We start from the raw sequence: 23,577 nt of genomic DNA, 5'->3' as shown, positions 1-23,577 counted from the left end.
GGCGCTCGCGCTCGCGCGCGGAGACGGACGTTACGCTCGGCTCCTCAAAAGCCTCGGCCGCGCTCAGCTTCTGATTTTGGATGATTGGGGACTATCGGTGCTCACCGCCGCGGAACGCCGCGATCTGCTCGAAATCCTCGAGGACCGCCATGGCCGCGCATCCACCATCGTCACAAGTCAGCTCCCCGTGGACACCTGGCATGGAGCCATTGGGGACCCCACGGTCGCCGACGCCATTCTCGATCGCCTCGTCCACAACGCCCACCGCCTCCAGCTCACCGGAGAAAGCATGCGAAAACGCAGCGCCAAAACCATCACCCTTGACGGCCAACCAGAACACTGACTCTATCTCCCATCGGCCGTAGCGGGCTGCTCACGATCGTCTGAATTCAGTGCTCACGATCGCGCGAAATCGATGCTCACGATCCGTGAAATCCGCACCTGCCACCGGAGGACAGGGCATCCTTGTCCGAGATAAAGTGGGCACAGCAGAAAAATGGTGATGAGATCGCAGAACTCAACCGCCGGATCGATGCCCAGCGGGATGTCCTCAAAGGGGTCCTGGATCAGATCACCATACTGACTTCGCGGATCGATGCGCTGCAGAGTTCAACACCTGTCCCTTCTGCTGCTTCCGAGCCTCCTTTGTCGCCAGCCCGGGCTGTTTCGAGCGCCGCCAGGAAACGCTTCGGGCGGTCCAAACCACAGGGACCTGTTTCCGTCGGAGGCGCGCCAGTGATCGCCGGACCGAAGACAGCCGAGCCTTGAGTCTGGGACGCTGCAGGCGTCGTCGAGTGTCCAACTGTGCTCGAGGAGGTGGACCGTAGCTTCGCAAAGCTGCCTCCAGCCGTAAATTTCCCGAAGCTGGTGCGGGCGCCGGCGTCTCCAGCGGCACGTCGCTGAGGCCGTCACCATCATCAAGAGCAGGGGGAGGTGGGGCAGAGCCCTTTCGGCATGATCGAGCCGTGGCCCTGAACGGCGGAATCCGCTGCGCTTCTCCTTCAAATCAGCTTCCCTTTAGTCAGCCCTCCCGGTTTGAGGCCATATCTGAAAGATCGTTGTCATGACACCGCCGCTGCATCCTCGAAATCTGGCCTGTCTGCCGGAGGTGCCTCTTCAGATCATTCCGTCGCGAAGAGCTTAAATGTTTGAGATCTGCTCACATGCGCGGCTTAGTTAATAGGGATACGGTCGAGATAGGTGTCGAATGCGGCAGCAACAGCACGAACGAGAAACCGGTGTTCCTGCTTGACCCGAATGAATCCCTCTTCAATGTCCACTATCCCGTCTTCGGCGAGCATTCCCAGCCGGTCGGCCGAATTGAGAAGAGGAATTGGATCAAATCCGTGAGCAGCACAGATCGCTGGTACGTCGGCCTGCAAATCGCACATCAGACGCTCGATAATTGCGACGCGGAGGCGATCTTCGGGGGAGAGGCAGTAGCCTTTTGAGGTTGCCGGACGACCAGCCTGAATGTGTTGGTGATAGGAAGCGGTTGCGCTCTCGTTCTGAACGTAACCCTCACGCAGACGGCCGATGGCTGACGGACCTAAGCCGATCACGGTTTTGCAGGTATCAGCCGAATAGCCCAGGGAGTTGCGGCGAAGCTGACCGGCTTTCTGCGCCAGCGCGAGCTCGTCGTTGGGCAGGGCGAAATGGTCGAGCCCGATCTGGCGGTAGCCAGCCGAGACCAGCGTATCTGCGATAGCCGCGGCTTGCTCGGCGCGGGCGAGATTATCCGGCAGCGCCGTCTCATCGATCTGGCGCTGACGTTTCATATAGGAGGGGACGTGAGCATAGCCGAAAACTGCAAGCCGGTCTGGCCGCATGGCCAGAGCCGTCCGTGTAGAGTCCACGCAAGATCGCACCGTCTGATGCGGCAGTCCGAAGAGGAGGTCGAAATTGATGCGGCTTATCCCATGCTGGCGAAGGCTTTCGACGACAGACGCCGTCTGCACCTCGCTCTGGACGCGGTTGACCGACCTCTGAACCACCCCGTCGAAGCTTTGCACGCCGATGCTCGCGCGATTGACGCCGGCCACTTGTAATGTTTCAACCATCTCGGCCGTGAACGCACGTGGGTCGATTTCTATGGCGATGGTAGCTGATTTGCTGAACGCGAAGCAGCGTCGCAGGAGTGCCATCAAGGCGAGAAAATCGGCCGGTGCAATAGTAGTCGGCGTCCCGCCGCCGAAATGCACGTCGCTTACCGGCAGCGCGCGAGGCGCTTGCTCTGCGACCAAACGTATCTCGGCATGCAGCGTCGCCAAGTACTTGCGGATCGGTCGCTCGCTGCGAGTGAGGCTTGTAGGGAAGCCGCAATACCAACAGATAGCACGACAGAACGGAACGTGGATGTATAGCGACACGGGATCGTCGGGCGGCAGCCGCCTCAACCATGTCTCACAAGTCTTGGCACCGACGGTCGCGGAGAAATCCGGCACGGTCGGGTATATGGTGTACCAAGGCAGGCGAGCGTCGCAATACTTGTTCAGGAGAGACGTCTGCAAAGCCTAACTTTCTCATGGTCGAGCGGCATAAAGCTGACCGATGCCCACTGTTATGTCTTTGCGTTATGTCAAACGCGTCTAACGGTTCCTGAGATCTGGCCTGCTCTCGACGTCACGGCCAAACGCAGCGTTGGGGTTCATGCCTGGAAGTGAGCGCCGCTCGTCCGCAATTATTCGGACGTTTATGGTGGCATATGAATTTCTACGAGGACGCTCGAATTAGCGCGGTGTACCGCGACTAGCCGTGCGCAGTATCAATCGCTCATCGGGCAGCGTCGTTTCCGCATTCCCCCTGGCGTGCTGCCTTTTTGCGACGGAAACAGGGATCTTAAAACCTCAGCAGGGCAGCTGAGCTTGTTGCTGGACTTCCGAGGAAAGGCCGACGTGGTTGCTCCGCAATCGACGGATGCCTCCCGTTCAAGGCCGGAGCGTCACGGAGATAAGTGACTTGCTAGAGCAGAGCGCGATGTGCGATGTGCGATGTGCGATTGCAGCACGTGACGCTGCGTGCGATTCAAGTCTTTTGTAGCAGCTCACGAAAAACTTTTTTGGTTTCCAGCATAAAATCAATGAGCCTCAATTCCGCCACGCTGCTTGTCTCATTGCCGCAAGCATCATCACGGATGTACTGATGATGTTGGGGTGGCCCCGGCGCACTTCACGCCCCCGGCAAAGTGCGTCGGGACGCCTTGGTTCGCCGGCGTCTCGTTCAGATCCAAATACATGTCACTAACTCACAACGAGTTGGACGTCGTGCTGATGGCAAACGCGAGCTCGGAACGATTTGCTGTACTTTCTATTCTGCTTCATCGGTTGAGGCGTTTTTTTTCTGATAACGCCGTTGCAGCTGTTGATCGGCCAGATCGCATATCTATGCAGCGAGTCTTCATTGGCGTCGCATCAATGCGATGGACCTCCAGATTCGGTTCCACATAAGTCGCCTGGTGAGGCGTCGATCATCCCGTCACAAAACATTCCTACGCTGCGAGCTGGAGGCCATGTATGCAGGAGCCGGGGTGTAAGGTTGTGCCTCATGATTACAGAAAATGGGATTCGCATCCTGGCGTTCCAGTCCATTCACACTGGATCGATAAAGTGTCTGTTTCGAAAACCAATCGAGCGTGGACATCATCTTCGTAATATTCTCCATGAGGACGCAGCCCACACGCGCGCGAGAAAGGAGATTGCGCGGCCTTGCAGAAATACTATATTGAGAGTTCATCGCCCTATCGCTCCTAACCAAGTCGAATGCGCACCCTGGCGCGGTCCTCAGGGTAGTGAGAGCTTGCCGGATCGCCATCGATCAGGTGCTCTTCGTCCGGCACGCTTGATTGAAGCGTCGCGCCAGGCCATAGCCGAGATCGGCGTACGCCTCGTTTGCTCGCCCGGCCTGCCCGACGTTGATCCTGCAGGTCGATTGGAAGCGCGAATCGGATGCGATCTAGTACTGACCGTCCGCCTCAGGACGATGCGGAGCGCGCTCGGATCCGCCTCACCCTCGCTCGACCCTACGGCTTTTCGCGATCGTGTTGGCGGCTTTCAGTGTTGGGCAAGGCGCTCGGACCAGGCTTGAGCCGCGGCTCGCAGAAACCTTGTACTTCGATCTGACCGCGCTGGGATCGCCCGCATGAAAGATGCGCGTTTCCACTTTAAGCGCGAACCAATTGAATGCCGGCAACGAGCAGAACGGCCGCCAGTATGAATCTGATGGCTGTCTGGCTCAACCATTTCAGGCCGATTACTGCTCCAGCGACCGCCCCCGCCAGCGTGAAGATAGCGTATAGAGCCAAATCCGGAGAGGGAAATTGCCCGGTGAAAAGAGCTCCGACGAAGCCGACTGTGGAATTGGCCAGGATAAAAGGGGGTGATAGCGCGACGGTCTGCCTCGGTGATGCCCAATTCAGTGCGATGAGCGTCGGGGCGAGGAACACACCGCCGCCCACCCCAGTCAGGCCAGAAACGAGGCCAAGGACCGCGCCAATGCTCACGCTTTCCCGGAGCGGAATTTCGCCGACGCGATCGACAGCTCGTCCCCGCTGCATGATCATCACTGCGCTCGCCAGAAGAAGAACGAGTCCGGTTAGTGTTTTGTACATGTGCTCCTCGAGCACAATCAAGCCACCGGCAAGCGACGCTGGCATTGACGAAAAGAGAAGAGGGCGCAGGATTGTCCAGTCAACGACCTTGTTGCGGTTGAACAGCCAAGTAGAATAAGCCGCGACGACAATGTTGAGACCAAGCGCCGTGGGGCGCGTCTCTGTCGATGACATACCAAAAAAAGCCATTAGCGAGAGGAATGCAGTCCCGCCAGCCTGGCCAACGCTCGCATATAGCAGGGAGATGATCGCGAAGAGCAGGGAAGTCATGCTTCACATATCTTGGCGACGATCTTCGCCCGTTTTATTAGCAAGCCCATCATGATTCGTGCATCTGGTGCGGCCTAATTGTATTTCCGCTCGGGGCGGATCTAAGCGGTTCGCCGGAATCGTGCGGCCGGAGGTGTAGTCAGTTCAAGTTCCTTAGCGAGTGCCATGTGTGGACCCTCCCATCAATTGCCGAGGTTGGTAGTTGACTGGGCCCCAATAGGGGGCGTTTGAGGCCCTGAGAGGACGGCACTCGAGGGGGCGGCCGAGGTGAGCTGCCGAGGTGAGCTGCATTTGTTGCTGTAGCTTACCCCGTGCCGCAGCTCGCAATGGTACTGTCGCCTTCCCTCCCCATGTCATGAATGCTTCGAGGCACCTACCTCGCAACCAACCGTCCGCATTCGAAGTCCTTTTGCGACGATTGATTTTGGCGAAATCAACAGTTGGTATGGCACTTGCTAGTCCGATCCGGGGGCCTCTCCTTCTGGAATGCGCATGCAAAGTGTCTTCCGCATCAAACAGGTTTCGCGACTGCGCCTATCGCTTGTTGCGTTTTTGACGTGGCCCATTTCTGTCCGTTCGGTTCGTTTGTACCGGGCCTGCCGGACGGGCCCGATGAAATGCCGGACAACGATGCGGGGAGTATGGCGTCTGCATCGGATCTTCCGTTCAGCTCATCGATCGCGTCACCGACGCTGTCACACGCCGAGAATCAGCGACAGGTTAGCGATGGATGATTCGCAAGATTGGGAAAAAAGATGACACTTCTGTTGTCTTCATCTCAAAGCAGGGAATTGGTACTGACAAGACGCAGATCGAGTCTCGCACTGAAAGGTGCGTGCTCTACCTTACGTGTAGTTCAGAGCCCAAGATCTCCTCGTGCTCGCCCGAGAGACAAAGCGAAGCACCGTTCGGACGCGACTGCGTTTTCTCGCCATGCAAGCTAAACCGACCCAAGCATCTAGCCGTGCGTGCGCTCGGTTCTTGTCGCCAGCACAGTCCCGGGGCCCTCGGCCCTTCTATCACTGCCGGCATGAGTAAGATGGAGCATCCTTGTGTTCGCATGGAGTCGATCCGCACGGACGACAGGCGATGATCTCCGAGTTCGCCAGCTCGCCATCAGCGAGCACTTTGTCGATCGCCTCGGAGCAAGGATGATGACGCTATTCGGTTGTTTGACGATGCGATCATCCTGGCGCAGTCGCCGGCAGAGCAACGAATGCGGCCAATGGCGTCAGAGAAGGAAAATCGTTATGGGAAATTGGGATGATCCTGGAAATCAGCGAGAATGCAGTCAATTTTCATGTCAAGAATACGATGGGAAAGCTGGGTGCGACCAGCCGGATTCAAGCAGTCGCGATAGCTATTCGCCTCGATGTTCTTTGAATTCAATTGAGGAACGACCGCCAACTGTCACATCTTTGGCTTCCAGCTTCTGGCAAGTTGAGCACGGTGCTTTCGGTGAACTCGCAGATATAACCCTCCTTTGGGCAAGTCTGCATCTCGCGCTGGGTGAGGTTCTGGGGCTTCGTAAGGTCGGTAAGATGTGGAATCGGCCGATCTAATGCTCACTGGTCGGAGCATGGCTCTCTCCACCAGCGGGTGATTCTTTGCTCAGATGAGCCCGCACCGCTTGCTCGGGACGTCGGACAGGGGTCTAGGGAGAGGAACAGCTGAGGAAAGAACCCCGACCGCGGGCCGGGGTCCCGATTCATCCAAACGCGTGGAGATCTTTATCTGGCGAACGGCCAGCCAAACTTGTAGTTGAGCCGTGCCGTGATGAGATCGACGTCCTGGTGCGCGCGATCCGCGCCAAGGGCCGCTGGGAAGCTTATGTTGCTGCGCTGCATGAACAAGTGGTTATACTCGACGCCCGCTGACCAGTTCGGCGTGAGGCTGACTTCGGCACCGGCGCCCAGCACGCCACCCCAACGCACATCATTGTTTTTGCCAAGCTCGGTGCCGGTTGCCACCGAGTTGACGTAATAGGTGTTGCTGGTCACCGCAGCACCGCCCTTGCCATAAAGGAGCACAGCATTGAACGCGTATCCGATATGGCCCGTGAGTAGGCCGAATGCATCTGTCGTGGTGCCAACGGTGTCTGTCGGGAAGGCGGTGCTGACATTGGAGCCGCGGAAGTCGGCCCAGTTGCCCTGGCCTTCGAGGCCGTACACCATGTTGAAGATTTGCCAACGATAGCCGATCTGGCCGCCAACGGTACCGCCAGTCGAATTATGGCAGCCCTCGGAAGTGATGCCATTGAAATCCCAGCAATTGTGGCTCGTTCCCCAGCCACCGTTTGCGCCCATATAGTAGCCGGACCAATCGATAATCGGGGCCGCGACCGGCAGCGGTGCCGCCTTGACCTTGACGGGCTGCCCGGCCAGATCCGTGCCGAATGAGGGGGCGGCCGCACAGAGTGCGCCGATGCATGCAGTCAGAATAAGAATCTTTTTCATTCGCGTGTTGTTTCCTTTAGGTGCCCCAGGCACCGTGCCGTTTAACAACATGAACGCGAATTGCTGTAACTGGCGCACAACATGTCTTGGAAAGAAACGTGCCCAATCGCCCGCGGCGTCAGATTGCGGAGCTCGCGGTTTCCGCTGCTTTGCTTCTACCGAGACACTGTGGCTCGGCAGTGGTCGCCTCGCGCGGATCATCCTCTTTGAAAATGATCGTTCATGATCACCTGCGACGCGGAGCAAAGCCAAAAGGTGTTCGGCTCCTTCCGTCGCTAAGCTGCGGCAACGCCCAGCCGCACTTACAGTACTGGATCGATGGCACGCCTCAGGCGCTTAAGGTCATTCTTCCGGCAACACGGACGTGCTATCGCTTGCAATCGCGAGCAACGCGATGCCGATCGATTGCAGGCTCGATCGCTTTGGCTCTGGAACGACCACAAGTCTAGCTCGATGGTCCGTCAACTTCGACCTTGATTGATGGGTCGGGAAGCCCACTGCGTGCTAGACAGTGCTCTTGCTTGAAGTTGCGCAAGATCGTGCCGAGCTCAAGGTCACCGTGGTCGGTTTCCTGGCGCGAGCGAATACCAGCGCGGCGCCCCGTCTCGCCGCCGTCTGGGCCTGGTGTTCAGCTTCCTGGTCTCGGCCGCCAGAGGAGCTGCAGAGGCAACAGCTTTCTCGAGCGCTCTCGTTTCAGCGGGGCCGCACATGATTAGAGAAAAGTCTGCTCGACCACGCACTGGCCCGAATTTTCCACCGTATGAGGCGCCCTAAATGCCTTAACGGCGCCGGATGCTCTCGCCGCAATAGGCACAAGCGAGTCATTGCCCGGTCGACGGTGCCAGTTCAGCCCGCAAGTTGCGTATCGCCTCGTTGGCCAGATTCAAAGCATTCCGTTCGCCGTTTCTTATCGAGCACTCGAGGTAAGTGCGCAATCGGCTATGAAGGACGGCCTTCAGATTATGTGCCAGCAGCGGATCCTTCTCGACAAAGCTCCAAGCCTTGTCAAATGCGACGCTCACAACGGCATCTGGCACCTGCACCTGCTCGGAAAAGATCTGATCCATCTCTAACGCTCCTCGACATCCTGATACAAGGAAGTACCTTCTCAAAAGCAACCGGATTGTGTTGCGTGTCTCAGCACGAAAGACATCTGCTCTTCAACCTCTTCCACGCTACTCCCGGGACTTCAGGAGAGGATATAGATGCTTGTTGAAGTTGCGATGACCGAACGCCGTAATGCCCGCGCAATTCGAAGAAATTCTGAAAAGAGTGAAGCGAGTACGAGTTGTCGTGCCCTTCATTGCCGTCGTGGGCCTCTTGGTCGGTCACCAAATTGTGGCTTTTCCTTCATTCGGAAGATCGGCCCCCACGGGTTGCGGTTAAAGCCCAGCATGATGAAAAAGGCCGCCTACTCTTTTCCCACTCTCAAGAAGCGTTCAAACCGCAATGGCGCTTGTGACGTCGGATTTGGGGTGATGTAGCCTGTTCCGGATGAGACTTGTCTGCTTTGCGACAAGTCTCGACGCCTATTGCCGTGTGATATTCACCTGCGCGTGGCTTTCTGCTCCGGCCGTGGTGTTTGTTACCGGTCAGGCGCCTAAGAGAGGGAACGAGATGCAAGGGCAATTGCACTTTCCCCACGGCGGATTCTTAGTCGTTTGGCAAAGAAGGGCCGGGCGCCGTCGGTGTGGGTTCAATACGGAGTTGCGTAGGAAAGCCGGCGCAGCGTGGGATCGGCGGCGCGCTTCCGAGCTTTGGATACTTGCAGCTCGTGAAAGGCGTCGAGGGACAGCAAGGCCCAGCTAGATCGAATGCGTCGCCGGCGGCGTGAGATAGAGCAAGCCTGATTTCGAAAGTGGTGGCGAACTGTTGCCATATGAAAGGCCAGCGGAAGCGGCGCGCTTACGGACGGTGAGCCCATAAACAGCAAATGTCGATCCCTGGTGTGTGCGGCCTAAGTGTAACTGTCAGCCCAGCCATAAACGTCCGCTCAACGCCATCAATCTCCAAAAAGCGCAAATGAAATCTCAGTCCGCTGCCGCACGTGAAAGAATGAGCTTGGCGATCGTCAATCGATTGGCGGAAGTCCGCAGCGCGGCCGGTAATGCCGCCACAGTCTGATCAAAAAGGCGTCCCAGAATCTGAAGGTCCTCGGGGTGGTAAACGCCACGGTCTTGCGACAATCGCATTCGTCCGTGGCCGGTTCTTGTATCGCCAAGCTGGCCGAGCTCCAGTTCCGCGGTGATCATTTGGCCTATGAGGGCATTAAGTAATCGGATCGCTTCCAGCTCGTTGCCTTCTTCGCGCATGAGCCCAGCCACGATGTCGAGTTGCAGGTCGACGCGATCCTCGAGGTTTTGTATGCGTGAATTGGAAGGGTCAAGTTCCACGGTATTTCTCCAAAGTGGTGAAATGCAAGACAGGCGGAGTAGAGGTATCGTTTCCCGTTCGCCAAACGGCGGACGCTTCGCTGGACAAATGACTGCTGCACAGGAGGCGCTTCCGGTCCCCTGGAAGAGGGGGCACATATGTGCCGCGAAAGGATTGCAAAAGTGCAATGAGCGTCTAGGGAAAAACGAAAAGCGTTGCCGATGGCGCGGGATTTGAATGGATTCTCGAGCCGCCCAGTGCGTTCGGCAACAGCGGTGACTCTGTTCGGGGCCACACAGCTGATTGTACTGCTCTGCTTGGAGCCGCGGCAACAGCGCCGGACTGTTGAGGCGACCCGCCTGGTCAGAGCGAAAGGTCCAGCCCGCACCCCTGCGAAGGCCAACTCACCTGCCCGAGTTCTACGCTGCGGAGGCATTTACCATCGCCGAGTGTGCGTGATAGCTGTCTTCTTAGAGCAATCAAGTATCATGCCCAAAGGGGCAGGCAACGTCGTGTAGATTGCGCGCCAACTGCGACTGGTCACCGCACTGCATTCGTGCCCCCACGTGTCTTGCCGTCAAACATTGCTCGAAGCAGCCAAGAAGCACGTGATTTGCTCTGCGACCAAGTGATCCATTATCACGCGACATTCGTGAACACTGCCTTCCGTAAGCCGGCGATCGACTTATGCGGTGTTTGGCTTCAATTAGTAAAATAGAAAGTGTTGATGGGATGCATCCAGTTCGTTGATAGCGCAGGCGAGCAATCTCACCGCCTTCATCGGAGCCGGTTGATTGGTTCTCCTGCTATCCGGGCTAGGAAGCATAGGGAATGCCCGGGCAGGCGGCTGAGCCGCTGATGACCCGCCATGCTTGAGAGCGCACGAAGTAGCGGAACGAGTAGCGTTGACTTGGACGCCAAAACCTTGGTGCCCCCGCGGCCAAGAGAGACATGCATCCCGGCGCCGGCTATCCACCAGTTCTCGCTACCCGTATACTCGGCTATAGTCTAGGTAGTGGGCCTGATTGCTTCGTGCCGTCCCGCTGTCTCTTCCATTCGTGGATCTGAGATTGCGCGATATAATCCAGGCTAGAGAATGCGTAGATGCTGGTCGGGCACGAATCTGACAGAAGGCGAACGTCTCCAACAAAATCCGTGCTTGTCCATAAAGAATCGTTAGCTTCGCTTTCCTAGTCCTCAACCTTCGATCACTGGCTGCATAAGGGGCATGCCTTCAAACCTAGCAGAACGGTAAATGGCCGCCTCCGAGGCCAGTGCTGCAGACGGGATCAGACAAGGGGGCTGCTATTTGTCTATCATCGGGCGTAGCACCTTCGGCAGGGCGGCGCTCGGTAGCTCTGCGAGCGCCGCAGCGAGCGCGAAAAACGCTGCAAAAGCAGCGAATATAAAAGCGCTAGCGAGCATTGCTGCGACAACGTTCTGAGGGCGTCTCATCATTCGAGATACTTCGCGTGGGGAATGCTGCGTTGCATGAAAATCAGTACTTCTTGACACGCTCGACATGACCGTCGCGCCAGCGATAAACCAAAAATCCAGAAGCCGAGTTGTCCCTCCTTTTGTCGAACCGGTCGATCGGTCGGGAACGAAGCGCGCTGGCGACCCGGTCAGCATTGAAGGAGCCGCTCCGGTTCACCGCCTCTGCCCAGGCTTGCACAGCGGCACAAGCGTATAGTGTGTAGCCTTCACCGGGCAGCCCGGAAGCTTTGAGTCCGGCGACCGCACTGGCAGCATTGGCGTTCCCAGCGGGGTTGGGCATGAAGGTAAACAATGTGCCATTCCCAGCGCTGCCGGTAATGGCCCAGAATTCGGAGGTCATCAGCGGATCGTTCGCCATGACCGTGAGGTCTGCTTTTGCTTCTGCTGCCTGGCGTACCAACAATCCGACTTCGGTGTGGTAGCCGCCGATATAGGCGACGCGCAGCCGGTCCTTCTCCATTCTTGAGAGCAAGGCTCTGAAGCCCCTTTCACCGGCAACATAGCTTTGCCGGCTCACCTGCCGTCCCAATCGATGAAGCCGGGCTTCAACCACGTCGACAATCCCCCTGCCAGCAGTCCTCTTGTCGTCCAGCACCGCGATTTTCTCGAGGCGATAATTCGTGTGAATGTACTCGGCGGCAACGGCTCCCTGTTGGTCGTCGGGCCGCAGATCCGAAAGACAGTCTCAAGGCCGTGCTCTGTTAGTTGAGGAGTTGACGAGCCTGGTAACACCTGGACGATGCCAGCTTCGCGTAGATGTCGGAGGCCGGGATCGACGAAGAGGAACAAAAATGGCCAACCACCAACAGGATCCGCTCTGTCGTGAGCTTATTCGCGACTGCGACAGCTTGCCTAGGGTCGCAGGCGTCGTCAGCGACGCTCAATATAGTTTTGGCATTATCGGGAAGCTGGCCTGAGGCGTTCAGGACCTCGACCGCCGCAGCCGCACCATCGCGCATTTGCGCGCCGAATGCAGCGCTGCTTCCGGTCATTGGGCCAGCCACGGCGATCTTTATTTCAGAGCCGCGCGCAGACGGAGCGACGAGAGCGCAGAAGAGAAGCGCCGCAGGCGCAAGAGAGGCATGCCGCTTATTTACCATTGTAGAGCTTCCAATGCTCACCTGAAGTGAACCGCAACTGGTTGTAGTCAACCACGCCTGTAGACAGGCGTTGCTTGCTGGGCAAACCTGCGTTGGCCGGGCGAGCCGCCAACTACGGTAAGATCTACAACTTGACGTTACGTGCGGATCAAGCCCTTTTGGGAAGAGCGATGGAGGCGTCAGGGACGCGGATCGACCGGCGGTGACAATCCTTCCGTTTGATTCCGTAAAACTCCAAGCCGCGTCGGAGAGCGGCCGGTTCACCTAGCGTTTCTTAGCTTGCCCTAACCGGCGTGTGGAACCCGCCATGAATGCGTCAGTAAGGCTGATCCTCCAATCCGCCAAGGGCAAGATCGAGATATTGCATTAGACAGGGATCCCAACCAGCCAGACTGCGGGGCGCGCTTAATCGTGCAAGTACCTTCAGGATCATCGAAACACGTGAATCGTCGCCGGCGATTTCGCTGATCAGCAAGCGTGCTGCAACCGCGACAGCCTTTGCGCGCTCTCCGCAAGGGTGCTCGCCCCCATCCATGCAGTCGCGAAGATCATCACGGATTCGCCGCCAGCGGTCCTCTCGCTCCGCAGCTAAATTGCAGGTGCACCGGGACGTCTGACTCCGCGTCTCGGCGCGCGACATGGCGTTCAGGGTGGCAGGCAGCTCATCCACACTTACCTGCGCCTCGCTGTCGATGGTCATGTTGCGCAAACGGTCGCGCAACAGAGTTGTGCGCGCGACTTGGACTTCTATGCGCTCTAGATGTTTGCGCAGCAAGTCCGTGAGTGAGGTCGTCCCCTCCATAGCTTTACGGATCTCCACGAGCGAGAAGCCAAGCTCACGCAGCGCGCGAATCTGATGAACCCGTTGCCCGCTTTCGCGGTCATACATCCGGTGACCGCCCTCAGTGCGCTCTGTCGCTGCTAGCAGTCCAGTGTGCTCATAATGGTGCAGCGTGCGCACCGTTACTCCGGTCGCCTCTGCAAGTTCGCCAATGCGCCATCGACGCCGTCTTGGTGTAGCTCTGTTCATGTTGTTCAATTTCAAAGCCTACAACCTGACGTCACGTATGATTCAAGCGGATTTCTAAGCTCCAGTTGAATCGCCTTTAATTCATGCGCGCGAGTGGTGACTATCCTTAGAATGGCGGCTGATCAACCCTCAGGAGAAAGGGTGATCAACAAGTTCGCCAGGCGTGCCAGTTCAGCCTCGCCAGCCGCCGTACGCTCCAGGATAAGTTTGGCGATTGCTGCGCAGTTTTCTGGACTCCGCATCGACGGAGGTAGCGCGTCGACGGCGCCGTCATAAAGCCGTCCGAGGGCAGATAGCTCTTCTGGATCGAACACCCCGCTGCAAAGCTTCAACGTTCAGCTCCTTGTTTGAAATTGAGTCAAGCGCAGCGCACGTCGTCAAGACGTTTGGCTGCGGTAGGGCCAAAAGAAGTCATACCTGCGGCGCAAAGCGATGAGGATGTGATGTGCTGCTGTGTGATGCGTTCAGGCCACACGCGTTCGCGATGCTAGCTTCGACGGCACGGCAAGTCCGACGATCTCTATGCTCACAATGAACGGTGGTAGGAATCCGAATAAGCTGATCATCTCCGTTCATCGGGAGCAACTACCGACCCAGGGAGTTGACGGCAAGAGCTCCGTGCCTGGCCTACCTTCTTGAGAGAGCTGCGCCCTGCCGCGGCCGTTGCAACGTAAACGCCTAGCTTCAGTGCGAAGGCATTGCTCCGTCGCTCGCCGGCCCCGTTCCGTTCCCGTCCCTAAAAGCATCAAGTCGGCAGTCTGCCGTTTCTCGCCCCCGAGGCGGAGGTGCGAAGAGCGAAAGCGCCTCTTGCCTGCCGCAAGGATCCTTTCCCCCGGCAATAAGAGCAAGCCAGGCGAGCAGGAATTGTGTGTTGAGACAAGTGTTGGAATGTGAGGTTCGTAGACTTCGCGAATGTGCTTACGGCAACGGTGAGACGGATCGCACGAAATGTCCCGGGGGCTCCGCGTCTTCCGGGCTGCTGGTCACACGGAGCTCTTGTGTAGTTGCCATGCGGGTGGCCTCCTGAAACAAAATGTCCCTCATCCACAGACTTCCCGGGTCGCTGTTGTGAAGTGAGGGCCATTGGACCGCCTCGGTGAAGGCGGGGAATGGATGCGGAAGCTCAACGATCCGAAGGGGCATCGTTCTTTGGAAATGCCTCACGAGCCCTAATGGCATCGTGCCTATGCGGTTCGTCCCAACTATGAGAGGCGGGATCATGCTGAAGCTCTGCACGAGGATGTCGATGCGCCGCGTGGGTCCGAGATCAGTCAAAAAGGAATGCTCAACTGGCGTCCGGGGCGCACCTCCGTGCTTAACTGCAACGTGACCCATCGACATATATCGATCGAATGTAAGCCGGGGTTGTAATTCCCTATTGGTGCAGCAGCCTACGCAGACGAGTCGCTCCTCGAATAGGGCCGCTCTGGGGTGCGTGCTGGACATGAAAAAATCTGGCCGGATAACAAAATCGACTTCACCGCGGCGGAGGAGCAGCTCGTGTTCATCGGTCGGCGCAGCCAATTCGAAGCTGACGGCGGGGGCTTCTCGCGTGACGCGTGCTACGACATTTCGGAAGAGCACAACTGTTACGAAGTCAGAAAGGACGATCCTGAATCGGCGGTTCAATCGAGCTGGGTCGAACGGATGTCGGGCCATAATCGAGAGTTCAATGTGCATCAGAGCCTCGCGCACAGGAGCCGCGAGCCCTTCCGCGCGTGAGCTCAAGACAAGTTCGCGCCCCCTCATTCCAAACAGTTCATCACGGAAATGCTTGCGCAGCCGGGCAACGGCTGCGCTCATTGCCGGCTGACTAAGATTGATCTTGCGTGCGGCTGACGAGAGGTTGCGCTCAGTTATTAGAGCATCCAGCGCGACCAGAAGATTTAGATCCAGACCTTTGAAACGCATCTCTTCCTATCCGGCACAAACGTCGTTGCTGCGCAATAGCGTGCGGTGGCGCCAGCGCCTGGAGCAATCGTCTTGGCCCGCCCCAATGGACATCGGCTCATTCCTGCGCCCGGGAAAGGAAGCTTGCGAGATGACCGCAACAATGGAGAGCAGGCGGAAAGCCGATCGGCAGCGGCGGGAAAGCGTCGGGAGCTCCAAGCTAATTGGTCTTGCCGGTTCCGGCCGGCCACGCAGCAGGGTCGTTCAGTCCGCTGATGGCAGATCAGCCCAGTGTTCGTCAGCGTGCCAAAGCGCGGTGTCGACAGCTGGGTCGTGCAGCGCTTGTCACGAGAGCAACCTACAACCTGACGCAATGTGCGGTTCAAGACATTTTAGTGATAGAGCCAAACATTTGCACGGCAGGCATATTCTTCTCCGATGGTTGCCGGACGTAGCCTGAATGCGTCGTGAGCGCATCAAACCGCACCTTCGAGGTCACCACGCGCACAACTGGAAAAGGCTTCGCGACCGATCGTCGCATTGCGCGTCTGTGGCTCCTTCTCACCTCCATACCCTGGAGAGACGAAAGAAAACGGGGCACGTCGAAGGTTCTACAGTGTGCCGGGGATGTTCAGAGCGCAGCTTAAGGTAAGCCTAACAGCGCCTGCGAGTTGGAGGCTCCTGGTCCCCAGATGCCATGTTGGATGCTTCCTCGAGCAATATCCGACGCATCCAGATGCTCGCGGGGTCGGTATTGTGGAATGAGGGCCACTGCAGGGCCTCTGTGAATGTGGGCAGGGGGAGGGGCGGTTGGATGATCCGCAACGGCATCCGCTTTTCGAAGTGCCTGGCCAGTCGTAAGGGCATCGTGCCGATACGGCTCGTGTCTAGCAACAGGGGCGGAATCAGGCTAAAGCCCTGCACGACGACCTCAATTCGTCTCCTCAGGCCGTGCTCAAGCAAAAACCATTCTTCGAGGTTCGGTCTCAGTGCGCGTCCGAACTTGGCAGTAACGTGCCCCATCGAGATGTATTGTTCGAACGTAAGCTGCCGGGATAGCTGCTTGTTCGCGCGGCATCCGACGCATACGAGGCTCTCGTCGAACAGCGTCGCCTTAGGGTGCGCGCTCGACATGAAAAGTTCCGGCAGAATGAGAAAGTCGACCTCGCCCCGCCGCAGCAGCTCATCCGGTTCATCAGAAAATGGCAGCAGTTCGAAGCGCACCGCGGGGGCTTCTTGCGCCATGCGGTCCACAATTCTGCGGAAAAAAACGATCGTCATGAAATCTGAGAGAATGACCCTGAAGCGTCGGCTCGATTGAGCAGGGTCGAGCGCGTCCCGCGATATGATTGAGAGTTGGATGTGCAGCAGGGCCTCGCGAACCGGACCTGCAAGCGCTTCCGCGCCAGGTGTCGGGACGAGTTCGCGACCTCTCATAGTAAAGAGTTCATCGCGGAAATAGGTGCGCAGCCGTGCGATCGCAGCGCTCATAGCAGGCTGGCTCAGATTGATTTTGCGAGCCGCCGCTGTGAGGTTGCGCGCCGTCATCACGGCGTCGAGCGCAACGAGAAGATTTAGATCAAGTCCCTTGAACCGCATGTGATGAGTCTATCCATCGTGTGGATGTGTTCTATCGAAACAATCGATTTTACCAAACTGGGGGAGGTTGGATAGCAAACTGAAGTTTGGAAAAAGCAATTAGACGCGCCACGATGGTTTCCGGTCGTTCACGTGAGCTAAGAGAAGAGCTCCCAGACGTGGGAGCGCACCATGGGCGCGCGTTGTTGTTTCTCCTTAAGCGTGGCCGTTCGAACGCCAAGCGCGTCCCGATAAACGTTGGTATGCGGATATCATCCGTTTCCATATTTCAGGTTTACCCGCGTACAATTGAGGGCGCGTTCAGCCTCATTCTAGTGTCGAAGAATAGAGGCAGACGCAGGTTGCGGATGCCAAGAATTCCAGGCGCCGTTCCAAATGGCTCGCCTGTCCAGTGCATGTGGGGCGTGTCGAAGATGTATAAAAGCCAGTGTGATCTGATGCCGCTCCGATGCGCCATCGATGAGGCTTGCGCGCCGATGGCCGGCCCTCAGACGTCAAAGCGCCGGAGGGCGATGCGACTGCAGGCACAAAAGCTCGCTGGTGCAGACAGGTTCTGGCTAGCCCAACCGCCTCGTCGGCAGCTTCCGAGTTATCGTGAGCGCGGCATCAACCGCACGAGGGTGCAATCAAGCGAACGCTCCGTCGCGCAAAGGCCAGCGGCGCGGAGTAGGCGAGCAGTGCCGAGCTCCGACAGAGCATGGCGGCGCATCTCAGCATTCATCGGCGGTTCGGCGAATAGCGAATTGACGTGACCATCCCCGCTCTTCATTCCACCGGCGCAAGGAAGCTCGCCATGAACATTGCCGTCTCCCCGACTGCGGAAGGATCTTCTGGGCGCGCTCAAGTGCAGTGGAGCCTTCGTTGGGAAAGTGAACTGCAGCTCGCCGATCATGCCGAGCTCGCGGAGTTCTTCCGCAAGAGTTACGGACCGACGGGTGCGTTCAATGCGCAGCCGTTTGAGCGGAGCCGAAGTTGGGCTGGAGCAAGACCCGAGCTCCGCGTAATTGGTTACGACGCGCGCGGGGTAGCGGCTCACATCGGGCTACTGCGCCGCTTCATCAAAGTTGGTGAAGTCGATCTCCCTGTGGCCGAACTGGGGTTGTATGCGGTGCGCCCCGATCTCGAGGGGCACGGGATAGGCCACGCAATGCGCGTGATGTATCCCGCACTCCAGGAGCTCGGCGTTCCATTCGGATTTGGCGCGGTTCGCTCGGCCCTCGAAAAACATTTGACCCGACTGGTCGAAAGGCAGGGGCTCGCCACCCTGATGCGTGGCATTCGCGTCCGCTCCACCTTGCCGGATGTCTATCCAAATTTATCGCCGACGCGCATCGAAGACGTGATCGTCGTGGTGTTTCCGGTCGGACGCTCGATAAGCGAATGGCCGGCCGGGACTGTCATCGATCGTAACGGGCCTGAGTTGTGACAGAGCGTTCCACCCTATCTACTGTCCGCTGCGACTACGCTGACGCGGGCGGAAGTCGAGCTGTCCATTTGACCTTTGACGATGGGCCAAATCCATTTTGTACGCCAGAGGTGCTCGATGTCCTGGCGCAACATCGGGTCCCCGCGACATTCTTCGTCATCGGGACGTACGCGACGGAGCATCCTGAACTCATCCGACGAATGATTGCGGAAGGGCATGAGGTTGCGAACCATACGATGACCCATCCTGATCTATCCAGATGCGGACCTACGGAGCTACACGACGAGGTGCTGACGGCGAGCGAAGCCATCCGTCTGGCGTGCCCGCTGGCCTCGCCCAGGCATATGCGAGCGCCTTACGGCATATGGACGCGAGATGTGCTCGCAGTGGCGGCGAGCGCTGGTCTCACGGCTCTGCACTGGTCGGTCGACCCTAGAGATTGGTCCCGCCCCGGGGTTGATGCAATTGTGAATTCCGTACTGGCGAACGTACGCCCGGGTGCAATTGTGCTCCTGCACGACGGATATCCTCCCGATGAGGAGGGATTGCCCAGTGGCTCTACGCTGCGCGATCAGACCAGGACGGCGCTGGCATATCTCATTCCAGCACTACAACGGCGCGGGTTTGTAATCCGTCCACTCCCTCAACTCCACTGAAAAAACGACACCCCATGGACCTGCTCGCGACGACCAGTGCTGCCGCCGTTTCATCTTATGCGCTCCTATCGACGATCTATAAGAGCGTGCAAGCGCTTTATGCTCAGCCGGCGATCAACTCATCGCTGGACAACCTTGGACAAGCCGAGGTGGTCGTTCCTGCTGTGGACGTGATCGTGCCGTGCTTCAACGAGAATCCGAACACACTCGCCGAATGTCTGGAGTCGATTGCCAGTCAAGACTACGCCGGAAAGATGCAGGTATATGTGGTCGATGACGGATCGGCAAACCGCGACGTTGTCGCGCCTGTACACCGGATATATGCGAGCGATCCGAGATTCAGTTTTATCTTGTTGGCGAACAATGTGGGAAAGCGCAAGGCGCAGATCGCAGCGATACGCAGCTCATCCGGTGATCTGGTTCTCAACGTCGATTCCGATACGATACTTGCTGCCGACGTCGTCACGAAGCTTGTATTGAAGATGCATGACCCGGGAATCGGTGCGGCCATGGGTCAGCTGATCGCGAGCAATCGCAACCAGACCTGGCTGACCAGGCTGATCGACATGGAATATTGGCTCGCGTGCAACGAAGAGCGCGCGGCACAGGCGCGCTTCGGTGCCGTCATGTGTTGCTGCGGCCCATGTGCCATGTATCGGCGTTCCGCGCTCGCCTTGCTTCTTGATCAATATGAAGCCCAATTCTTTCGTGGGAAGCCGAGCGATTTCGGCGAGGACCGCCACCTAACGATACTCATGCTCAAGGCGGGGTTTCGAACCGAATACGTTCCGGACGCCATAGCAGCCACAGTCGTCCCGCACAGTCTTCGGCCATATCTACGACAGCAACTCCGCTGGGCGCGAAGTACCTTTCGAGATACGTTTCTTGCTTGGCGCCTGCTGCCAGAGCTCGATGGTTATTTGACGCTAGACGTTATCGGGCAAAATCTCGGCCCATTGCTCCTCGCCATTTCATCACTTGCTGCGCTCGCACAGCTCCTGATCGATGGCTCTATACCCTGGTGGACGGGATTGACGATTGCTGCAATGACTACGGTCCGGTGCTGTGTGGCAGCGCTTCGTGCCCGCGAGCTGCGGTTTATCGGCTTCTCGCTCCACACGCCGATCAATATCTGTCTCTTACTGCCTTTGAAGGCCTATGCGCTTTGTACATTGAGCAATAGCGATTGGCTATCTCGGAAAGTCACCGATATGCCGACGGAAGAGGGGAAACAGCCTGTCATCCTGCACCCGAATGCCGGACGAAGTCCTGCTGGTGTAGGGGGGCGCCTGCTCCTATTCGTAAGGCGGCGTTATCGCAGCCTCCATCGAGCCTGGCGGCGACGGAGAGTGTTTCCGGTCGCGATCGTTCGACTGTCTACAAATAAGTGGTCGGCTGATGACTCAGGACGAAAACCATCAGTTATTAGAGCGAGAGTTGGCTGTCGACGACCCGTGGCGCCTCGACACTAGTGCGTTCGAGCAGCAGCGATACGCGCAAATGCTCCGGATGTCGCGCCGCGACGGAGATGCGGCGTCTGCGCTCGAAGTAGGATGTGCAGCCGGTGCATTCACGGAGATGCTGGCGCCGCTATGCGAGCGACTTACGGTCGTGGATGTCATGCCGCAGGCAATCGAGCGAACGCGACTGCGGACCGGGAAATGGTCACATATTAGTTGGGTGACCTGCGACATTCAGCGGTTCTCGACCACTAAGCAATTCGATTTGATTGTCGTGGCTGAGGTTCTTTACTACCTCAGGGACGTCGTCGAGATGCATGCGGCTATCCGCAACCTGGTGAGTATGCTTGCGCCAGATGAGACTCTCATTTTCGGGTCTGCGCGTGATGAAATATGTCAACGCTGGGGGCATGCTGCCGGTGCTGAGACGGTGATCGCTCTCTTCAATGAGAGCCTATCAGAGATCGAGCGCCGGCACTGCTGCACCGGGTCGGCGAGCGAAGACTGCTTGATCGTCCGGTTTCTGAAGCCGGGCGGCGCGTCGGCACAATCAAACGCCGGTCATTAGGCCAGGAGGACGTATGCGCATCTGCGGAATAAAGTTGACACATGACGGAGCAATTGCTGTCGTCGAGGACGGTCGGCGTCTTTTTTGCGTCGAGCAAGAGAAGCGCGGCAATGGTCCTCGCTATCAGTCCGTCGACAATCTCGATGCAGTCGTCTTCGCCTTGGCGGAGCATGGCCTGAATCCGCGCGACATCGATCAGTTCGTGATTGATGGCTGGGACGGGGAGAATGAATCGCAGTTCCAGCTCCTAAGCGGAGCGGTGCCGGTCGCGCTAAAAGGCGCGCCATATGTCGAGCGTCATGCTGAGGGCCTCCTTGATTCCGTCGACGGCTATGGCCTCCTCCTCGGAGGCGAGGAGTTTCCATATAAGAGCTACCCGCATGTCACGGGCCATGTCGCCTCAGCATATAGCACCAGTCCTTTCGCCAGCGCGGGGAAACCCGCGTTGTGTCTGGTATGGGACGGCTGTATCTTTCCACGCCTTTACTATGTCGAGCCCCAGGGCGCGCGGCTCATCGGATCGCTGTTTCCGATGATTGGCCATGCCTATGCCGCCGCGGGCCTTCACTTCGGCCCATACCGGCAGCCGAACCGCTCCAGTTGGGATTTGGGCATTGCTGGCAAGCTGATGGCCTACATCGAGCTTGGTTCCGTGGACGAAAGCATCGTGGAAGTGTTCCAGGAGCTTTATGAAACGCGCTCAGCGGCTGACACGGAGCAGGCTCGTCGCTACCGCGAAAACATCAACAATGCGGAAGCGTCTCTCGCAGTTATTCACGACTTCTTCGAGTCAAGCGCATTGCGCCTGAAGGCCAAGCGCGCGGAGGACGTCCTCGCGTCGTTTCATGTGTTTCTGGAACGTCTTCTCGTTAAGGAGATCGCGATGGTTCTGCTACGGCACTCGTCGCTTCCGGGAGCGCGAAATCTATGCATCGCCGGAGGTTGCGGTCTCAACATCAAATGGAACAGCGCGCTTCGCGCGACCGGATTATTCGATGATGTCTGGGTGCCGCCGTTTCCAAATGACAGTGGCTCGGCAATCGGCGCGGCGTGCGGCGCTATGGCAGCGCAAGATGGCTTCGAGCCGTTGGAATGGTCAGTTTACAGTGGCCCCGCCCTGCAGGAGAGCGAGGTTCCGCCGGACTGGGAGGCGGCGCCGTGCAGTCTGCCTGAACTTGCCTCGATTCTTGCTGACAACAAGCCCGTCATCTTTCTTTCCGGGTGTGCCGGGCTCGGGCCGCGGGCGTTGGGCGGTAGAAGCATTCTTGCGGCCCCAACGTCCCCGGAGATGAAGGATCATCTCAACGACATCAAACGGCGCGAACACTTCCGGCCGGTGGTGCCGATCTGTCTGGAAGATCGTGCGCCGGAGATCTTCAGCCCGGGTACGCCAGATCCTTACATGCTATTCGATCACCAAACCCGGGCGAATTGGCGCGACAAGATCCCGGCAGTGGTACATCTCGACGGCTCGGCGCGGCTGCAGACAATTTCCCGCAACTCTCCTCACAAAATTGCTGCGCTTCTCATCGAATTTGAGCAACTCACCGGCATTCCGCTGCTCTGCACCACGAGCGCCAACCTCCATGGACGGGGATTCTTTCCCGATGCTGCGGCGGCATGCCAATGGGGGCGCGTCGAGCATGTGTGGTGCGAGGGCATGCTCTGGAGCAAAACGGTCATCAAGAAGTCATCGCCTACGGAACGACTTCTGTCAGCCTAAGATGAACATGTCCAATATGGCGATCGACCTTGTCGGCGTGAGAAAGTCATTCGGGGACAAGGTTATCGTCAATGACCTGTCGTTCTCGGTTGCGCGCGGAGAGTGCTTCGGGCTGCTTGGGCCAAATGGAGCTGGCAAAAGTACGATTGCACGCATGCTCCTCGGCATGATTTCCCCCGATCGAGGCAAGATTACGGTCCTCGATGAGCCTGTGCCTTCCCGCGCTCGTGCGGCGCGCGTGCGCGTAGGCGTGGTGCCGCAGTTCGATAACCTTGAGCCCGAGTTCACCGTGCGGGAGAACCTGCTTGTGTTTGGCCGCTATTTCGGCATGAGCGCTCGCACGATCGAAGCGGTTGTGCCCTCGTTGCTTGAGTTTGCGCGGCTTGAAAGCAAGGCGGACGTGCGCGTCTCCCTTTTGTCCGGTGGTATGAAGCGGCGGCTGACGCTGGCGCGCGCTCTGATCAATGATCCACATCTACTCGTGATGGACGAGCCGACGACGGGGCTCGATCCGCATGCTCGCCACCTGATCTGGGAACGCCTGCGGGCTCTTCTTGCGCGCGGCAAGACGATCCTCTTGACCACTCACTTCATGGAAGAGGCCGAACGCCTTTGCGATCGGCTATGCGTGCTTGAGAGTGGATGCAAAATCGCCGAAGGCAAGCCAGACGCCTTGATCGACGAGCATATCGGCTGCAACGTGATCGAGATCTATGGCGGTGATCTAGATCAACTCCGGGAGCTGATCAGGCCGTATGCGCGGCATATCGAAGTGAGTGGAGAGACGCTTTTTTGTTACGCGCGATGTCCGGACGAAATCAGCGTGCACCTGCGCGGGCGAACGGACCTTCGCGTTCTGCAGCGCCCCCCGAATCTCGAAGACGTGTTTTTGCGGTTGACCGGGCGCGAGATGGAGAAATGAG

The 23,577-nt window shown here is 58.0% G+C and carries 18 protein-coding genes and 2 pseudogenes; 9 read left to right on the top strand and 11 right to left on the bottom strand.

The genetic code is table 11. From position 1 onward, the window contains the following. Together istB and ACVJ19_RS43465 are read left to right on the top strand one after the other, a co-directional pair. Positions 1 to 343: pseudogene (gene istB / locus ACVJ19_RS43470) on the top strand (IS21-like element ISFK1 family helper ATPase IstB); the annotation flags it as partial. A gap of 122 nt (positions 344 to 465) precedes the next feature. After that, the gene (locus tag ACVJ19_RS43465) at positions 466 to 768 is read left to right on the top strand and encodes a hypothetical protein (protein ID WP_304567185.1); all 303 of its coding nucleotides are present in this window, start codon (positions 466 to 468) and stop codon (positions 766 to 768) included. A 404-nt stretch (positions 769 to 1,172) separates the two neighbouring features. Here the strand turns inward: ACVJ19_RS43465 and hemN are convergent, their stop codons facing one another. Together hemN and ACVJ19_RS43455 are read right to left on the bottom strand one after the other, a co-directional pair. Beyond that, the gene (gene hemN, locus ACVJ19_RS43460) at positions 1,173 to 2,510 is read right to left on the bottom strand and encodes an oxygen-independent coproporphyrinogen III oxidase (RefSeq protein ID WP_453947774.1); all 1,338 of its coding nucleotides are present in this window, start codon (positions 2,508 to 2,510) and stop codon (positions 1,173 to 1,175) included. A gap of 1,649 nt (positions 2,511 to 4,159) precedes the next feature. Next, on the bottom strand, positions 4,160 to 4,876 hold the full coding sequence (locus tag ACVJ19_RS43455; protein WP_011084806.1) for a sulfite exporter TauE/SafE family protein: 717 nt from the start codon (positions 4,874 to 4,876) through the stop codon (positions 4,160 to 4,162). A 1,245-nt stretch (positions 4,877 to 6,121) separates the two neighbouring features. Here ACVJ19_RS43455 and ACVJ19_RS43450 point away from each other — a divergent pair. Beyond that, positions 6,122 to 6,259, top strand: a pseudogene (locus ACVJ19_RS43450) (LuxR C-terminal-related transcriptional regulator); the annotation flags it as partial. A 347-nt stretch (positions 6,260 to 6,606) separates the two neighbouring features. On the opposite strand, the gene ACVJ19_RS43445 reads toward ACVJ19_RS43450, so the two are convergent. From ACVJ19_RS43445 to nodD1, 9 genes are all read right to left on the bottom strand, one after another. Then, positions 6,607 to 7,332 carry an outer membrane protein gene (locus ACVJ19_RS43445; protein ID WP_014497822.1) on the bottom strand — a complete coding sequence of 242 codons (726 nt, stop codon included), beginning with the start codon at positions 7,330 to 7,332 and terminating at the stop codon, positions 6,607 to 6,609. Between the two features lie 821 nt (positions 7,333 to 8,153). Further along, positions 8,154 to 8,399: a hypothetical protein gene (locus ACVJ19_RS43440; protein WP_011084811.1), complete on the bottom strand. Its 246-nt coding sequence runs from the start codon at positions 8,397 to 8,399 to the stop codon at positions 8,154 to 8,156. 963 nt (positions 8,400 to 9,362) lie between these two features. Then, positions 9,363 to 9,725: a hypothetical protein gene (locus ACVJ19_RS43435; RefSeq protein ID WP_014497821.1), complete on the bottom strand. Its 363-nt coding sequence runs from the start codon at positions 9,723 to 9,725 to the stop codon at positions 9,363 to 9,365. Positions 9,726 to 11,203: 1,478 nt separating this feature from the next. Beyond that, on the bottom strand, positions 11,204 to 11,803 hold the full coding sequence (locus ACVJ19_RS43430) for an ABC transporter substrate-binding protein (RefSeq protein ID WP_245283467.1): 600 nt from the start codon (positions 11,801 to 11,803) through the stop codon (positions 11,204 to 11,206). A gap of 100 nt (positions 11,804 to 11,903) precedes the next feature. Continuing rightward, positions 11,904 to 12,302: an ABC transporter substrate-binding protein gene (locus ACVJ19_RS43425; protein ID WP_014497820.1), complete on the bottom strand. Its 399-nt coding sequence runs from the start codon at positions 12,300 to 12,302 to the stop codon at positions 11,904 to 11,906. A 316-nt stretch (positions 12,303 to 12,618) separates the two neighbouring features. Beyond that, on the bottom strand, positions 12,619 to 13,332 hold the full coding sequence (locus ACVJ19_RS43420) for a MerR family transcriptional regulator (RefSeq protein ID WP_026312621.1): 714 nt from the start codon (positions 13,330 to 13,332) through the stop codon (positions 12,619 to 12,621). A gap of 122 nt (positions 13,333 to 13,454) precedes the next feature. Next, positions 13,455 to 13,664 (bottom strand): hypothetical protein, encoded by a 210-nt coding sequence (locus ACVJ19_RS43415; protein ID WP_014497819.1) that lies wholly within the window; start codon positions 13,662 to 13,664, stop codon positions 13,455 to 13,457. Between the two features lie 586 nt (positions 13,665 to 14,250). After that, on the bottom strand, positions 14,251 to 15,243 hold the full coding sequence (nodD2, locus tag ACVJ19_RS43410) for a transcriptional regulator NodD2 (protein WP_011084818.1): 993 nt from the start codon (positions 15,241 to 15,243) through the stop codon (positions 14,251 to 14,253). 633 nt (positions 15,244 to 15,876) lie between these two features. Beyond that, positions 15,877 to 16,821 carry a transcriptional regulator NodD1 gene (nodD1, locus tag ACVJ19_RS43405; RefSeq protein ID WP_018646994.1) on the bottom strand — a complete coding sequence of 315 codons (945 nt, stop codon included), beginning with the start codon at positions 16,819 to 16,821 and terminating at the stop codon, positions 15,877 to 15,879. A gap of 793 nt (positions 16,822 to 17,614) precedes the next feature. On the opposite strand from nodD1, the gene ACVJ19_RS43400 reads away from it, so the two are divergent. Genes ACVJ19_RS43400 through nodI form a run of 6 tightly spaced genes read left to right on the top strand, consistent with a single transcriptional unit; the run spans position 17,615 to position 23,576 of the window. Continuing rightward, entirely contained in the window at positions 17,615 to 18,247 is a 633-nt protein-coding gene (locus ACVJ19_RS43400) for a NodA family N-acyltransferase (protein ID WP_011084822.1), read from the top strand. Next, positions 18,244 to 18,903: a chitooligosaccharide deacetylase NodB gene (gene nodB / locus ACVJ19_RS43395; protein ID WP_011084823.1), complete on the top strand. Its 660-nt coding sequence runs from the start codon at positions 18,244 to 18,246 to the stop codon at positions 18,901 to 18,903. The genes ACVJ19_RS43400 and nodB overlap by 4 nt, the downstream gene beginning before the upstream one ends. A gap of 14 nt (positions 18,904 to 18,917) precedes the next feature. After that, positions 18,918 to 20,375, top strand: coding sequence for a chitooligosaccharide synthase NodC (gene nodC / locus ACVJ19_RS43390; protein ID WP_011084824.1), 1,458 nt, complete (start codon positions 18,918 to 18,920; stop codon positions 20,373 to 20,375). Further along, positions 20,302 to 20,931, top strand: a complete 630-nt coding sequence (gene nodS, locus ACVJ19_RS43385) for a nodulation methyltransferase NodS (protein WP_453947773.1) — start codon at positions 20,302 to 20,304, stop codon at positions 20,929 to 20,931. Before nodC ends, nodS begins: the two co-directional genes overlap by 74 nt. A gap of 13 nt (positions 20,932 to 20,944) precedes the next feature. Further along, the gene (gene nodU / locus ACVJ19_RS43380) at positions 20,945 to 22,654 is read left to right on the top strand and encodes a nodulation protein NodU (protein ID WP_014497812.1); all 1,710 of its coding nucleotides are present in this window, start codon (positions 20,945 to 20,947) and stop codon (positions 22,652 to 22,654) included. A gap of 1 nt (position 22,655) precedes the next feature. Beyond that, positions 22,656 to 23,576 (top strand): nodulation factor ABC transporter ATP-binding protein NodI, encoded by a 921-nt coding sequence (gene nodI, locus ACVJ19_RS43375; protein ID WP_011084827.1) that lies wholly within the window; start codon positions 22,656 to 22,658, stop codon positions 23,574 to 23,576. Position 23,577: the final 1 nt, after the last annotated feature.

The sequence above is a fragment of the Bradyrhizobium sp. USDA 376 genome, assembly GCF_054063675.1.
Note: the sequence above shows the minus strand (reverse complement) of the source record. Positions and strands in the feature narration are given on the sequence as shown.